Origin of the sequence: Marinobacter sp. (genome assembly GCF_034669625.1) — a bacterium.
GTDB lineage: Bacteria > Pseudomonadota > Gammaproteobacteria > Pseudomonadales > Oleiphilaceae > Marinobacter.
Genome location: NZ_JAXMOY010000009.1, coordinates 60,662 through 75,619, shown reverse-complemented (window position 1 = coordinate 75,619; position 14,958 = coordinate 60,662). Strand labels below are relative to the sequence as shown.

The window sequence follows — 14,958 nt, the reverse complement described above, 5'->3', positions numbered from 1 at the left end:
TTATTCTCCAGCCCGGTAACGGTAGGTACGGGCCACAACTTGCATATCAAGTTGCTCGCCACTTCCACCGATTGGTTTGATAGTCAAATCGTGCAGCGTAACAATGCGTGGCAGACTTGCCACGCTGCTCACGAACGAGGCTAGTTCGTGATACGAACCTGAAACCCGCACATTAATAGGAAGTTCGGAGTAAAAATCTCTCCTTCGTTCTGGCTGCAATTTCACTTCCTGCAAACTCAGGCCGTTGCCAAGCGCCGTGTTGGTAATATCCTCTAGCAAGCCCGGCACCTCTGTTTCACTCGGCAACTGGCGAACCAGTGCACCAAAGGTCTCTTCCATTTCAAGCATTTGAGCTTTGAAGACTTCCAGATTGGCAACCTGATAGGCTTTCTGCTCGTATTTTTGCTTCAGCTCTTGTTCTTTTTTCTCTACTCGATCCAATTGTGTGTACTGATCTTTGATAAAAAACCAATAACCGCCGCCCAGAATCAAACCAAACACCAAGAGAAACACGATCGCCTTGATAGGTGCGGGCCAAATGCCGGCATTGTTGACATCCAGATCGTTGATATCGAATTCGTTAAGACTTTTCAGTGAGTCCGCGAGGCTCATTATTTATCCTCCCCTTCGGGCTCTGGCGTTTTCTGCTGAACCGATAGATTGAACTGACTGTAGCCAGCGCGACGATTGTCTGCGGCAGAAACGTTACTGAGGTTTGGCCCCGTAAACCATCCGGACTCTTCAAACTGACGCATCAGATTGGAAATCCGACTGTTAGATTCCGCCATGCCGACGATATCCAGACGTTCGCCCGTCTTTTTAAGATCGGTAAAGAACATTCCATCCGGAAGCGTTCGAACCAACTCGTCAAATACCCGAACAATCACCGGCCGTTTGCCTTGCAGATCTTGAATAACCTTCATCCGCGCCAGCAGCTCATCACGCTGACGTTTGAGGTTTTCAATTTCTTTAATCTGCTTGTCAAGCTGCTTCATTGCAGTCTCAACATAGGCATTACGAGACTGCTGGTAAGCGATTCGGTTATCCGTATCCGTTTTCCACAGAAACACTAAGCCGGCCGCAATAATCACAGCGCCCAGCATCATTACGACAAACTGTTTCTGCTTTTCCGCGCGCAGCTCTTCGCGCCAGGGTCTGAGGTTAATCTTTGCCATCAGTCGAAACTCCTCATTGCCAGACCACAGGCAATCATCAACGATGGAGCGTCATTGCTCAGCGAGGATGCATTCACCCGGGACCCCACCGCCATATCGGCGAACGGGTTAGCAACCAGCGTCGGAGTCCCTGTTTTCTCTTCGACCATTTCGGTAAGGCCTTGAATCGAAGCGGTACCGCCTGCCAGAACCACGTAATCCACGGCGTTATACTGGCTGGCGCCGAAGAAAAACTGCAGCGCACGTGCGACCTGTTGGACAACCGCTTCCCGGAATGGATTTAGTACTTCGGTCTCGTAATCATCCGGCAAACCACCTTGCTTCTTGGCCAGCCCGGCTTCTTCTGTCGACAAACCGTACCGGCGCTGAATTTCTTCAGTAAGCTGCTTACCACCAAATATCTGCTCTCGGGTGTAAACGGTCTTACCTTCTGCCAATACACTAAGGGTGGTCATGGTTGCGCCAATGTCGACGATAGCCACCACCAACTCTTCACCCTGAGAATCCAGCTGCGGCTCGATCAGCTCGTAGGCTCGCTCAAGCGCATAGGCTTCGACATCAACAACCTTCGAGTTCAACCCCGCTATTTCGAGAGCATCTTCCCGAACGTCGACATTTTCTTTCCGACAAGCCGCAAGAAGCACATCGACCTGATCCGGATTGCTCTCGGATGGCCCCTGCACTTCGAAATCGATCGCCACTTCATCAAGGGGATATGGAATGTATTGATCCGCTTCCAAAGCAATCTGATCTTCCATCTCAAATTCATTGAGACCGGAATCCATTTGAATGACTTTGGTAATGACCGCCGAACCGGAGACTGCAACAGCCACCTGTTTGGCACTAGTGCGGGACTTAGACGCAACACGTTTGAGCACTTCGCCCACCGCCTCTACGTCTGTGATGTTTTTCTCGACAACTGCGTTGGCCGGAAGAGGCTCAACAGCGTAGCTTTCGACCCTGTAACGGTCGCCCTGCTTTGACAGCTCGAGGAGTTTTGCCGAACTGGAGCTAACGTCAACCCCAAGAACAGAACTGGATTTTTTTCCTATCAATCCGAACACGCGCTCACCCTATACCTGGTTGAATACACCCGGCGTTGGAGCCCCTCGATCTCTTGCCCATTCTTGGCAGAGGTTTCGAGATCGCTCTCTTAGTTTTATGCAGTTTCCCTGCTTGTTATCTATTTTATATGTAAGAGAATTTCTTATTCATTCCGTCTACAATGCAATCTCTCGAATTTACGGGAGATGTTGCCCCCAGGAAGGCCGCCAAACCTTCCTAAAGCAATTTCTCAAATAATAGACCTATATCTAACAGATGTCAGAAAAAAATGTCTCATTTGATGCGTACATCTCGTGTTTTTGCCTGGATCATTCTTACCGGCCTGAGTGTCGCCGTCATAATTTCTGCAAGCCTGTATCTTTATTTGCGACCAAGCCTGCCTCCTGTCGAACAACTTCTCGACGTCAAACTGCAAACGCCTCTGCGGGTGTACAGTAGTGACAACGAATTAATAGCAGAATTCGGCGAAAAGAGAAGGACGCCGGTCACAATCGAACAGATCCCTACACTTCAGTTACAAGCCTTTCTGGCCGCTGAAGACTCCCGTTTTTACGAACACTTCGGGGTAGACATCAAAGGCCTGACACGGGCTGCAATCGAACTGGTCTCTACCGGATCGATTCAATCCGGGGGCAGTACCATCACTATGCAGGTTGCAAAAAATTACTTTTTGTCACGCGACCGCACCTTCATTCGGAAATTCAGCGAGATACTTCTAGCCATTCAAATTGAGCGCGAACTGAGCAAAGAGAATATCTTTGAGCTGTATCTCAACAAGATTTATTTGGGCAACCGTGCTTACGGCATTGCCTCTGCCGCGCAAGTCTATTACGACAAACCCGTTAATGAGCTATCTCTCGCACAGATGGCCATGCTCGCCGGCCTCCCAAAAGCGCCCTCCGCTTATAACCCGATTGCCGATCCCGAACGCGCGCTTGTGCGTCGTAACTGGATATTGGGGCGCATGGAAAGCTTAGGGTTTATTACCAGCGACGCTCGTGAACTGGCCGCCGGGGCACCAATCACCGCCACCTACAACGCTCGGGAAACAGACGTCGACGCCGACTATATCGCTGAGATGGCACGGTCCGAAATCGTCCGAAGGTTCGGCGACACTGCGTATACCGATGGCTATATCGTCACCCTGACCGTCGATAGTCTGAAGCAGCAGACTGCAACCGACGCACTAAGAGCAGGCCTCGAAAATTACGATCGCCGCCATGGCTTCCTTGGCGCCATTGCGCAAGTTGACATCAACGGTCTATCGCCCGCCGAACTCTCCGGAGAACTCGCCAACTTCCCTAGCGTAGAGCGTTTACTGCCGGCCATTGTCACTGCGGTCGATGATAAGAACGGTGAAGTTCAGACCCACACACGAGCCCACGGCCCCGCCACTATGGCATTTGAAACCATGAAATGGGCGCGCCGACACCGGACCGAAAGCCTCACCGGCCCTGAACCCAAAAAGCCTTCTGACGTTGTCAGCGTTGGCGATGTCATTTATGTGAAAACTCTCGAAACCGGGGAGCCTTCTGAAGACGCAACAAACATCTCCCAAAATGTTGCTCTGGCTCAATTACCGAATGTTGAAGGCGCTCTGATTTCCCTGAACGCGAAGACTGGCGCCATTGAAGCACTCACCGGGGGCTACAGCTTTGGTCAAAGCAAATACAACCGCGCCACGCAAGCCAAGCGCCAACCGGGCTCCACATTCAAGCCCTTTCTTTACTTGGCCGCGCTGGAGAATGGTCGATCCCCAGCCACCATTTATAACGATGCGCCAATCGTACTCGACAACTCCGATCTTGAAACTGCTTGGCGCCCACAAAACGCCTCAGGCCAGTTCTACGGCCCAACCACCTTGCGCAAGGGCCTATATCGCTCGCGCAACCTGGTATCGATTCGGTTGCTGCGCGATCTGGGCATCCAGACCACACTGGATTACTTGAAGCAACTCAAACTTCCTACCGACAACATGCCCGCAAACTTGTCACTGTCATTGGGAAGCGGCCTACTTTCGCCTATGGACCTGGCTCGCGGCTTTGCGGTTCTCGCCAACGGCGGTTATGACGTACAACCCTACTTGATCGAAAGCATTCGCGAATCCGATGGCACGATCATTTACCAAGCACCGGAAACCATTCTGTGCGACCGCAATTGCGACCAACTTGAAGAGCAATACAATACTGCTCACGAAAGCAGGGACACCAACGAACCCCTACCGGAAACAGACGGCATCACCCTTCCGGCTTCACGAAACTCTGAAAGCCCCAGAGTCATGCGCAAGCTGGCAGACACCCGCTCCGTTTACATCATGCATTCGATCATGCAAGACGTGATTCGCCAGGGCACCGGCCGCCGCGCCAACGCACTGGGGCGAAGCGATTTAGCAGGCAAAACCGGAACCACTAACGAACAGAAAGACACTTGGTTCGCGGGCTATAACCACAGCATAGCCACTACGGTTTATGTGGGCTTTGATCAACCGGCACCGCTGGGTCGCGGAGAATACGGCGCCAGTACGGCACTGCCCATTTGGATGGACTATATGAAGGTTGCATTGGCCGACACTCCGCCCTCGCTAATGCCCCGGCCCAACGGTCTAGCCAACATTCGTATTAACCCGGAAACCGGCGCACGTGCACACCCAGATGAAGAGGGTGTTTTTGAGCTGTTCAAAGAAGAGAACGCTCCAGCCCCGCTGACCCCCGACGAGCTAAGCGGCCCTTCAGGCGGCGCCCCGGAAAGTTTTTCCCGGGAGATTTTCTAAGCTGGAAGCCACAAAGCAGAACTGACAACCACAAAAAAAACCGGCGGGATCACCGCCGGTTTTTTTGTGTGCATGAAGCTGAACTACATCGGAGTTAGATGATGTCGTCCATAGACTTCAGCGGATAGTGCGCAGGATAAGGTAGGCCTGCCACACCAGAATCTACAGCAGCGCGAGCTACCGCAGCAGGTACAACTTCCAGCAAGCGAACATCCATCGGCTTGGGAATGATGTAGTCCTTACCGAATTCTAGGCTGTCTACGCCGTAGGCTTCACAAATTTCCTGAGGCACGGACTCTTTCGCCAATTCGCGGATAGCGTTGACCGCCGCCACTTTCATTTCTTCGTTGATGCAGGTCGCGCGAACGTCCAGAGCACCACGGAAAATGAACGGGAAGCCCAGCACGTTGTTCACCTGGTTCGGGTAATCCGAACGACCAGTGGCCATGATCAGGTCATCACGGGTAGACATAGCCAGCGCGTGATTGATTTCCGGATCCGGGTTGGAACAAGCAAAGACGATCGGGCTCGGAGCCATCTTCTTCAGCTGCTCAGCTGACAGGAGATCAGGACCGGACAGACCCAGGAATACGTCTGCGCCATCGATCGCATCATCCAGCGTGCGCTTGTCTGTCTCGTTTGCAAACATCGCTTTGTACTGGTTCAGATCATCACGACCAGAGTGGATCACACCCTTACGGTCGAGCATGTAGATGTTTTCAGAGCGAACACCACAGCTGATCAGCAGCTTCGTGCAGGCAATGGCTGCTGCGCCAGCGCCCAAGCAAACGATCTTCGCGTCTTCAATGTTTTTGCCCTGCAGCTCAAGGGCATTGATCATGCCAGCCGCAGTTACGATCGCAGTACCATGCTGGTCATCGTGGAAGATGGGCACGTTGCACTTTTCGATCAGCGCGCGCTCAATTTCAAAGCACTCAGGCGCCTTGATATCTTCCAGGTTGATACCACCAAAGGTGTCCGCGATACGCTCAACAGTTTCAATAAACGCTTGCGGGCTTTCGGAATTGACTTCGATATCGAACACGTCAATTCCAGCAAAGCGCTTGAACAGTACGCCTTTGCCTTCCATTACCGGCTTACTCGCCAGAGGCCCGAGGTTACCCAGGCCCAAGATAGCGGTACCGTCAGAAATAACGGCAACCAGGTTACCCTTGGCTGTGTATTTGTATGCGTTCTCGGGGTCCTTCGCGATCTCGCGGACCGGCTCGGCAACTCCAGGACTGTACGCCAGAGAAAGATCGCGAGCTGTTTGAGTAGGCTTAGTGACTTCTACACTCAGCTTACCCGGCCGCGGTTTGGCGTGATATTCAAGGGCTGCTTCTTTCAAATCTTGAGACATTGCCACTGTTCCGTTTGTCACGTTTAAAAGTAAAAGCCGCCTGACCTCAGGTCGACGGAGCGCGACATTATGGCGCGCCCATCAAAAAACGACAAGCTAAACCCGAATATTTTATAACCAGTCAATAGGGCATTTTGCTTATAAACAGCATTGCTGCCTAAATTCCAGGCACAAAAAAAGCGCCCGAAGGCGCTTTTTTAGATTTCGGCTAAGCTCAGTCTTTCTTAGCACCGATACGACCACCGAAACGCTTGTTGAACTTATCGATACGACCACCGGTGTCCATTACCTTCTGCTTGCCAGTGTAGAACGGGTGGCACTGGGAGCATACGTCCAGCTGCAGGTCGTGACCAACAGTAGAGCGGGTCTTGATCACGTTACCACAAGAACAGGTAGCAGTGATGTCTTCGTACTTAGGATGAATACCTTCTTTCATGGCGAACCTCTTTCGGGCATGCCGCTACCTGATCACCGCCGGATAAACCGCTTTTGGGTCAGGCACCGCAATTTTGAATCAATTGAAAGACCGTGCACTACCACGCCCGGCCAGAAACAGACCGCGAATCTTACTGGCAAAGCTGGCCACAGGCAAGTATCTTCCGCAGTGTCTATTGCTTCAAAACCATCAGCCGGCGCTAAAACACCGATTTTCAGGATACGCAGATACCGTGACACAGCCCAGAACCGCACGCATCGCCTTGAACCGCCCCTTGCGCCGGCTGTTCGATTACCACATTCCCGACAATCTGCAACTAACTCCGGGCCAACGAGTAAAAGTGCCTTTCGGCCGCCAGACTTTGACCGGTCTCGTGGTTGAAACCGATGTACAACCTCCGGAAGGCATCACCCTGAAACCTATACAGGGGGCACTCGAGCCGTGGGCCGCGCTGCCGGACAGCACCTTTCGTTTACTCACTTGGGCCAGCGATTATTACCAGCACCCGCTCGGAGAATGCCTGTCTACCGCCCTGCCCCCGGCACTTCGGCGCGGCAGACCTGCGGCATTGAAGCCAGATGAGCATTGGCAGACCGCTACAGACGAAGCCGCACTGCCCGGAAATGCCCATCGGCAGGTCGCGTTATTTAACACGATAAAAACCTCTCCCGGCATCACCACCAGCGCACTGGTTCATTCCGGGTACAGCCGAGCCCAGATTCGCTCACTGGAACAAAAAGAACTAATCCAGCAAAGCGCAGCCACAAACGTAAAACCCGACATACCAGAGGCGGCGCTCCCTGCACCTATTCTATCCGAAGCCCAGCAGAAGGCCGCCGAAGAGCTGCCGGCAGACACCAAAAAGTTTTCAGCAAGTTTATTGTTCGGCATCACCGGCAGCGGCAAAACCGAACTTTACCTGCACTATTTAAAGACCCGGTTGCAGCCCGACGAACAAGCGTTGGTACTGGTACCGGAGATCAACCTGACCCCACAAACAGTCGCCCGATTCCGCCGCTACTTCGGCAATCGTATTCAGGTATGGCACTCCGCCCTTAACGACAGCGAACGCCTGAGCACTTGGCTAAAAATTCGCAACGGCGAACCGATCATCCTTATTGGTACCCGATCGGCCGTACTGCTTCCATTTATCAACCTTCGCACCATCATCGTGGATGAAGAGCACGACAGTTCCTACAAGCAAGGCGAAGGGTTTCGATACTCCGGTCGTGATGTAGCCGTGTACCGCGCTCACCTGAACCAATGCCCGGTCATACTTGGTTCGGCAACGCCTTCCCTTGAATCCTGGCACAACGCCAGCCAAGGCAAATACAACCTTGCCCGACTGGAACAGAGGGCCGGCAACGCCAAACCTCCCGAACTCACACTGCTGGATATTCGCAGTCGCCCGCTGGAAGCAGGGCTGGCCCGCCCCGCACTGACCGGGATAAAAGAAGCACTGGACCGGGGCGAACAAGCACTGGTATTCGTGAATCGCCGCGGCTTCGCCCCCATCATGATGTGCTTTGACTGCGGCCACATGGAAGAATGCCCTCGATGCGACACCCGCCTGACTTACCATCGGCGGGACCGGGCCATGCGCTGCCATCACTGCGACTACCAAACAGCGGCAAGCCACGCCTGCCCAAAATGCAAAAGTGAAAACTTCAAACCGGTCGGCCAAGGCACCGAACGCACCGAAGAAACCTTGGCCGAACAATTCCCCGGCACCCCCATCGTTCGGGTAGACCGGGACAGCACCCAACGCAAAGGTAGCATTCAAGCCATACTGAAGCAGGTAAACAGCGGCGAGCCCTGCATCTTGGTTGGCACCCAGATGCTGGCAAAAGGGCACGACTTCCCGAACGTAACCTTGGTCACCGTCGTGAACGCCGACGGCGGCTTATTCAGCGTGGACTTCCGCGCCCCGGAGCAAATGATTCAAACCCTGCTGCAAGTCAGCGGCCGCGCCGGCCGGGGCAACAAGCCGGGCAAAGTACTCATTCAAACTTGTCACAGCGACCACCCGCTATTGAACGCCTTATGCCAGGGCAACTACCCGGCCATTGCAGACCAGCTTCTGGCCGAGCGGGAATCAGGCCAACTCCCCCCCTTTCGCGCCATGGCCATCCTCCGAGCAGAAGCTGACACCATGCAGAACAGCTTACAGCTACTCGACACCCTGAAACCTTTGGCCAAAGTGCCCGGCGTTGAAATCTGGGGCCCACTGCCCGCGGTAATCGCCAGAAAAGCCGATCGGCACCGCGCGCAGCTCATTCTGGTCAGCGATTACCGGAAACAGCTCAACCGACTACTCACCTACCTGTGTCAACACTTGGATCAAACCAAGCTGCCCAGCAACACCAAATGGATGGTGGATGTGGACCCTCAGGAAACCGGCTAATGAGGACTAGGTGATACCCGCATGCTTTTTGCTTACACTCCAACTTTCCGCGATAATACGCCTCTTCTATTTTCAACGGGCGCCCTGCCCTGACACCCACTCTTCTGAAAACCGAGTCATCTGACGCATGAAAGAGACCGTATCCGAGCTTCTCCAGTCTGCACTGGCCACCCTTCAATCCGAAGGTTCCCTGCCGGCTGACCAAACCTTTACTCCACAGGTTGGCAACACCAAGGATAAGTCCCACGGGGATTACGCCTGCAACATCGCCTTGGTTGCCTCCAAAGCCGCCGGCTGCCCTCCGCGCAAGCTGGCCGAGGCACTGATCGCTGCGTTGCCGGAAAGTGGTGCCGTTGCGAAAGTGGAGATTGCCGGGCCCGGGTTCATCAACTTTTTCATGAGCACCGCCAGCGCATTCGGCGTCGTGAACACGATTCTGGATGAAGCAGAACAATTCGGCCGTAACAACAACGGCAAAGGCGAGAAGGTCCAGGTGGAGTTTGTTTCTGCCAACCCCACTGGCCCGCTGCATGTGGGTCATGGCCGTGGTGCGGCGATCGGCGATTGTTTATCCCGCCTGCTGGAAGCTAACGGTTACGATGTCACTCGTGAGTTTTATTACAACGACGCCGGTGCCCAGATCAACAACCTTGCGCTGTCGGTTCAGTCCCGGGTTAAAGGCCTGACGCCAGAGCACGAAAGCTGGCCGGCAGACGGTTACCGGGGCAACTACATAGTTGATGTAGCCAACGCCTATCTGGCCGGTGAAACCGTGGTCGCGGACGACCGGGAAGTGACTGCCAAGGCAGACCCGGATGACCAGGCAGCCATTCGCGAATTTGCCGTTGCTTACCTGCGCCGTGAACAGGATCTTGATCTGAAAGCCTTCGGCGTTCAGTTTGACGTCTATTTCCTTGAATCGTCCTTGTACGAAGACGGCAAAGTAGATGCCACCGTTGAGCGCTTGAAAGCCAATGGCTACACCTACGAACACGAAGGCGCCATGTGGCTGAAAACCACCGAATTCGGTGACGATAAAGACCGCGTTATGCGCAAGAAAGACGGTGGCTACACCTACTTCCTGCCAGACGTGGCGTACCACCTGGACAAGTGGCAGCGTGGCTTTACCACCGTGATCAACGAACAAGGTGCTGACCACCACTCCACCGTCACGCGGGTTCGCGCGGGCTTGCAGGCGCTGAACGCCGACATCCCGCAGGGCTGGCCTGATTATGTGCTGCACCAGATGGTCATGGTGACTCGCTCCGGGCAGGAAGTAAAAATATCCAAACGAGCCGGCAGCTACGTGACCGTGCGCGACTTGATCGACGAAGTGGGCCGCGATGCCACTCGATTCTTCCTGGCGGCACGCCGTGTTGACTCCCAGTTGACCTTCGATATCGATCTGGCTCGCTCCCAGACCAATGAAAACCCGGTCTATTACATCCAATATGCCCACGCTCGGATCTGCAGCGTCTTGCGTAAGCTGGAAACCGAGGTTGTTCAGCGTGGCCGTACAGAATGTGTGGGTGATTTGAGCCTGCTGACGCTGGACGAAGAAAAGGAACTGGCGAACCAGCTGGCGAAATACCCGGAATTGATTGCCAATTCCGCGGCTCAGCGCGAACCGCACCACCTGACGCACTACTTGCGTGATCTCGCCGGTCAGTTCCATACCTACTACAACGCCCACAAGGTGCTGATCGAAGACACAGCACTCCGCGACGCACGAGTGAGCTTGTATCTGGCTGTACGTCAGGTGATCGAGAACGGCTTGGGCCTGCTGGGCGTAAGCGCCCCAGAGGAGATGTAAGCAGCTCATGGCCAGAGATTATGCCAAGAAAGACCGCCCTTCCGGCAAAGGTGCTGCCGCGCCCAGAAAGCGATCAGCCCAGCCCGGCAACAAGGCTAAGCCGAAGCGCAGTGCACCTTCGCACTCTCAACAGGGCGGTTTGTCTGTGAAATGGATTTTATCTCTGGCCGCTGTGGGCGGCTTTATTGGCTTCATTGTGTACCTAAACACGCTGCCGACGGGTCAGGAAGTTCGGCAGCCGCCCTCACAGGTGCAACAAACACAACCCAAAGCCACGAAGAATCAACCCGCCGCGCAAACATCCCGCAAGGAACGCGATTTCCGGTTCTACGAAATGCTACCGGAGTCTGAAGTGGTTCCGCCGAAGGTCGACGAGTACACACCCGGACCGGCCAAGCAGGCTTACGACTACGTGGTTCAGTCTGGTTCGTTCCGCAGCAAACAAGACGCCGAACGCCAGCGTGCCCAAATCGCTTTCCAAGGCCTGCGCGCTCACGTTCAGCACGTGGTCCAGGATAACGGTAGCGAGTGGTACCGCGTGAATGTTGGCCCATTCACCTCACGAAGCCAGATGAACTCCGCCGTCGACAAGCTGGTCGGCATTAATATCCAACCTCTGGTTCGAAAGATTCCAAAGAAAGGTTGAATTCACCCCAAGCGCCTCCATAACGTCTGAATACCAATCTTCATCAGGCAACTGGAGCCAAAATGACTACGATTGTTTCCGTCCGTCGTGACGACGAAGTCGCCATGGGAGGTGATGGCCAGGTTTCACTGGGCAACACCGTCATGAAAGGCAATGCCCGCAAGGTTCGCCGACTGTATAACGGTCAGGTGATTGCCGGGTTCGCCGGCGGCACCGCAGACGCCTTTACCCTCTTTGAACGCTTCGAGGCCCAGCTTGAAAAGCATCAAGGCAACCTGACCCGAGCGGCGGTAGAACTCGCCAAAGACTGGCGTTCAGACCGTGCTTTACGCAAGCTGGAAGCCTTACTGGCCGTAGCTGACAAGACCGCCTCACTGATTATTACCGGTAATGGCGATGTCATCGAGCCAGAGCAAGGTTTGATTGCCATTGGTTCCGGTGGCCCCTTCGCTCAGGCTTCCGCCCGCGCGCTGCTTGAAAACACCGATCTGAGTGCGCACGAAATTGCCGAGAAGGCTCTGGAAATAGCAGGCGACATCTGCATATACACCAACCAGAATCGCACTCTGGAAGTGCTGCCCATCAAAGACTGACCGGAGCGACCATGTCTGCAATGACTCCCCGTGAAATCGTTCACGAACTGAATAAACACATCGTGGGCCAGCAAGAAGCCAAGCGCGCCGTAGCCATCGCTTTGCGCAATCGTTGGCGCCGGATGCAGCTGGACAGCAGCCTGCGTGATGAAATTACCCCGAAAAACATTCTGATGATCGGCCCCACCGGTGTGGGCAAAACCGAAATCGCACGGCGCTTGGCCAAACTGGCTGACGCCCCCTTCCTGAAGGTGGAAGCCACCAAGTTTACCGAAGTGGGTTATGTGGGCCGCGACGTGGAATCCATCATCCGAGATCTGGCGGATATGGCAGTTAAGATGCTCCGTGAGCAGGAGATGAAACGCCACGAGAACCAGGCCTTGGACGCTGCCGAAGATCGCATTCTGGACGCCCTGCTGCCGCCAGCGCGTGATTTCAATGAAGACAGCGCCCCCAACAACGATTCTGCCAGCCGTCAGATGTTCCGCAAGAAGCTTCGCGAAGGCCAGCTAGACGACAAGGAAATCGACATTGACCTGAGCAGCAGCGGTCCCGGCGTGGAAATCATGGCACCTCCGGGCATGGAAGAAATGACCAACCAGCTGCAAAGCATGTTCTCCAACATGGCCTCGGACAAGCGCAAAACCCGCAAGATGAAGGTGGCTGACGCCATGAGGCGGGTGAAGGAAGAAGAAGCCGCCAAGCTGGTGAACGAGGAAGAAATCAAACAGAAGGCACTACTGGCCGTTGAACAGAACGGCATCGTGTTCCTGGACGAGATCGATAAGGTGGCCAAGCGCTCCGAAAACACCTCGTCGGATGTGTCCCGTGAAGGCGTTCAACGTGATCTGCTGCCCCTCATTGAAGGTAGCACCGTCAGCACCAAATACGGCGCGATTCGAACGGATCACATTCTGTTCATCGCCTCTGGCGCTTTCCACCTGTCCAAGCCATCTGATTTGATTCCCGAGTTGCAGGGCCGCTTGCCTATCCGGGTTGAATTGCAGGCGCTGACACCCGATGACTTCAAGCGGATTCTGACCGAGCCGGATGCCTCTCTGGTACAGCAGTACGAAGCATTGATGGGCACCGAAGGCGTGAAGCTGAACTTCTCCGAGGACGCCATTGCCCGCATTGCAGAGATCGCGTGCAAGGTGAACGAAACCACCGAGAACATCGGTGCCCGCCGCCTGCACACCGTGCTTGAGCGCTTGCTGGAAAGCTTGTCATTCGAGGCCGGCGATCAGGTAACCGACGGTTTTGAAGTAACGGCAGCGTACGTTAACGAAAAACTGGGCGAGCTTGCCGAAGACGAGGACTTGAGCCGGTTCATTCTGTAATCGCCTCCTCCCTCAACAAAAAAGCCCGGATGACATCCATCATCCGGGCTTTTTTGTATCGCCGCGCTTTAACGCGCTATTGCGCCTTGGAAAACAGATGCGTGACGTTGCTCAGCCCTGTTGCCAACCGACCTTTCTTAGCCTGTTGTTTCCGGCCTTTCGCCACATACAATGGCAGCAGTTCACCGTATAGGCTGGTGCTGATGGTGCGCTGCTCGTCTTCCAGCCGGTCCCTGCGTAGCTTGATACCGTATTGAGCCAGTTTCGGCTCCAGTTCATCCGCACGATTCAGAAGATCCCGACGTGTCATCTGATAGGCGTGTTCGCACACCATTCGGCGACTCTGGAAGCTGAACACGTTGGAGAAAAACAACTTGGCGTCGTCCCGTGTGGGCTCAAACAGCAAAATTTCTTTATCCGGATAGTCTCTGGCGTACTGAGCAATGCCCGACTGCATCCGCGAATAGACCATGGTTCGGAAGGTCTGGGACAACAGATTCGGCATACCGGAGTGAGTCAGGTCACCCGCTTTCAAAGAGCCCGCACGTACAGCCGCGCTTGCATCGATGGGCACTTGCGGGTTGATCGCAAAGACCAGATCAGCGCCATCTTCAAAAGCTACTGACGCATGCAGGCCTTTTCTCAGAGTGCCATCAACATAATAACGGCCATCGATTTCTACTGGGACATACAAGCCTGGGGAAGACGTGCTGGCCTGAACGGCCTTGGAGATGGGCACGTGATCAAAACCGGGCGCGCCAAAACACACGGCATCGGAACTTTCCACATCCGCCGCCACGATGTACAGACTGCGCTTTAGTTGCCGGAAATCATTGGTGCGACCCAGCATGGTAAAGGCTCGGCGCAAGTAGTCATGCAGACCTTCGTTATCAAACAACCCCGCAGGGGCAGCCTGAGCCAGAATGGTCAGGGCTTCCAATAGGCTTTGATCATAGGGATTGTTAATAAACCGACTAACCGCTGTGCTAAGGAGCTTTGGTACCGCCAATAGACGACTGCCGATCTCACGAAGCGCAGGACGATAGAATACATCCGGATGAAAAGGGTGAACCTCAGCCTCGTTACGCACAAAAATCCGGCATAGCTGCGCAGTGGTTACCTGATTGGCTAAATGGGAAGCTACAAACGAGCCTGAGCTTACGCCAACGTAGACATTCAACTCATTGAAGTCGAGACCATCGAGCGCTTCATCAAGAGCCCGTAACGCGCCGATCTCGTAAATACCACCTAACGGCCCTCCGCCCCCCAGGGCGAGACCTATTTTGGGTATTGGCTTGAGCTCGGTCACGTCTGTCATCAACTATCCTTTGTAGGTACTACAGTTAAGATTAACAG

General features: G+C 54.3%; 12 protein-coding genes. 6 read left to right on the top strand and 6 right to left on the bottom strand.

Annotation, left to right across the window (positions count from 1 at the left end):
• Genes VOI14_RS09840 through VOI14_RS09830 form a run of 3 tightly spaced genes read right to left on the bottom strand, consistent with a single transcriptional unit; the run spans nucleotide 1 to nucleotide 2,239 of the window.
• Nucleotides 1–612 (bottom strand): type 4a pilus biogenesis protein PilO, encoded by a 612-nt coding sequence (locus VOI14_RS09840; RefSeq protein ID WP_323751878.1) that lies wholly within the window; start codon nucleotides 610–612, stop codon nucleotides 1–3.
• A complete protein-coding gene (locus VOI14_RS09835; RefSeq protein WP_323751877.1) occupies nucleotides 612–1,175 on the bottom strand; it encodes a PilN domain-containing protein in 564 nt (187 codons plus the stop codon). The genes VOI14_RS09840 and VOI14_RS09835 overlap by 1 nt, the downstream gene beginning before the upstream one ends.
• Entirely contained in the window at nucleotides 1,175–2,239 is a 1,065-nt protein-coding gene (locus VOI14_RS09830; protein WP_323751876.1) for a pilus assembly protein PilM, read from the bottom strand. The genes VOI14_RS09835 and VOI14_RS09830 overlap by 1 nt, the downstream gene beginning before the upstream one ends.
• Nucleotides 2,240–2,508: 269 nt before the next feature.
• On the opposite strand from VOI14_RS09830, the gene VOI14_RS09825 reads away from it, so the two are divergent.
• The gene (locus tag VOI14_RS09825; RefSeq protein ID WP_416361405.1) at nucleotides 2,509–5,010 is read left to right on the top strand and encodes a penicillin-binding protein 1A; all 2,502 of its coding nucleotides are present in this window, start codon (nucleotides 2,509–2,511) and stop codon (nucleotides 5,008–5,010) included.
• Nucleotides 5,011–5,104: 94 nt separating this feature from the next.
• Here the strand turns inward: VOI14_RS09825 and VOI14_RS09820 are convergent, their stop codons facing one another.
• Both VOI14_RS09820 and rpmE read right to left on the bottom strand, forming a co-directional pair.
• Nucleotides 5,105–6,370: a malic enzyme-like NAD(P)-binding protein gene (locus VOI14_RS09820; protein ID WP_323751874.1), complete on the bottom strand. Its 1,266-nt coding sequence runs from the start codon at nucleotides 6,368–6,370 to the stop codon at nucleotides 5,105–5,107.
• Between the two features lie 214 nt (nucleotides 6,371–6,584).
• Nucleotides 6,585–6,806 carry a 50S ribosomal protein L31 gene (gene rpmE / locus VOI14_RS09815; RefSeq protein WP_114335865.1) on the bottom strand — a complete coding sequence of 74 codons (222 nt, stop codon included), beginning with the start codon at nucleotides 6,804–6,806 and terminating at the stop codon, nucleotides 6,585–6,587.
• A gap of 232 nt (nucleotides 6,807–7,038) precedes the next feature.
• Here rpmE and VOI14_RS09810 point away from each other — a divergent pair, with 232 nt between their 5' ends.
• The 5 genes from VOI14_RS09810 to hslU all read left to right on the top strand — a co-directional run bounded on the left by VOI14_RS09810 (nucleotide 7,039) and on the right by hslU (nucleotide 13,602).
• Nucleotides 7,039–9,210, top strand: coding sequence for a primosomal protein N' (locus tag VOI14_RS09810; RefSeq protein WP_323751873.1), 2,172 nt, complete (start codon nucleotides 7,039–7,041; stop codon nucleotides 9,208–9,210).
• A gap of 127 nt (nucleotides 9,211–9,337) precedes the next feature.
• On the top strand, nucleotides 9,338–11,023 hold the full coding sequence (gene argS / locus VOI14_RS09805) for an arginine--tRNA ligase (RefSeq protein ID WP_323751872.1): 1,686 nt from the start codon (nucleotides 9,338–9,340) through the stop codon (nucleotides 11,021–11,023).
• Nucleotides 11,024–11,030: 7 nt separating this feature from the next.
• Nucleotides 11,031–11,669: an SPOR domain-containing protein gene (locus VOI14_RS09800; protein ID WP_323751871.1), complete on the top strand. Its 639-nt coding sequence runs from the start codon at nucleotides 11,031–11,033 to the stop codon at nucleotides 11,667–11,669.
• 62 nt (nucleotides 11,670–11,731) lie between these two features.
• The gene (gene hslV / locus VOI14_RS09795) at nucleotides 11,732–12,262 is read left to right on the top strand and encodes an ATP-dependent protease subunit HslV (protein ID WP_114335860.1); all 531 of its coding nucleotides are present in this window, start codon (nucleotides 11,732–11,734) and stop codon (nucleotides 12,260–12,262) included.
• Nucleotides 12,263–12,273: 11 nt separating this feature from the next.
• Nucleotides 12,274–13,602: an ATP-dependent protease ATPase subunit HslU gene (hslU, locus tag VOI14_RS09790; RefSeq protein ID WP_323751870.1), complete on the top strand. Its 1,329-nt coding sequence runs from the start codon at nucleotides 12,274–12,276 to the stop codon at nucleotides 13,600–13,602.
• 76 nt (nucleotides 13,603–13,678) lie between these two features.
• Here hslU and VOI14_RS09785 read toward each other — a convergent pair whose 3' ends face one another.
• Nucleotides 13,679–14,920 carry a patatin-like phospholipase family protein gene (locus VOI14_RS09785; RefSeq protein WP_323751869.1) on the bottom strand — a complete coding sequence of 414 codons (1,242 nt, stop codon included), beginning with the start codon at nucleotides 14,918–14,920 and terminating at the stop codon, nucleotides 13,679–13,681.
• Nucleotides 14,921–14,958 lie beyond the last annotated feature (38 nt).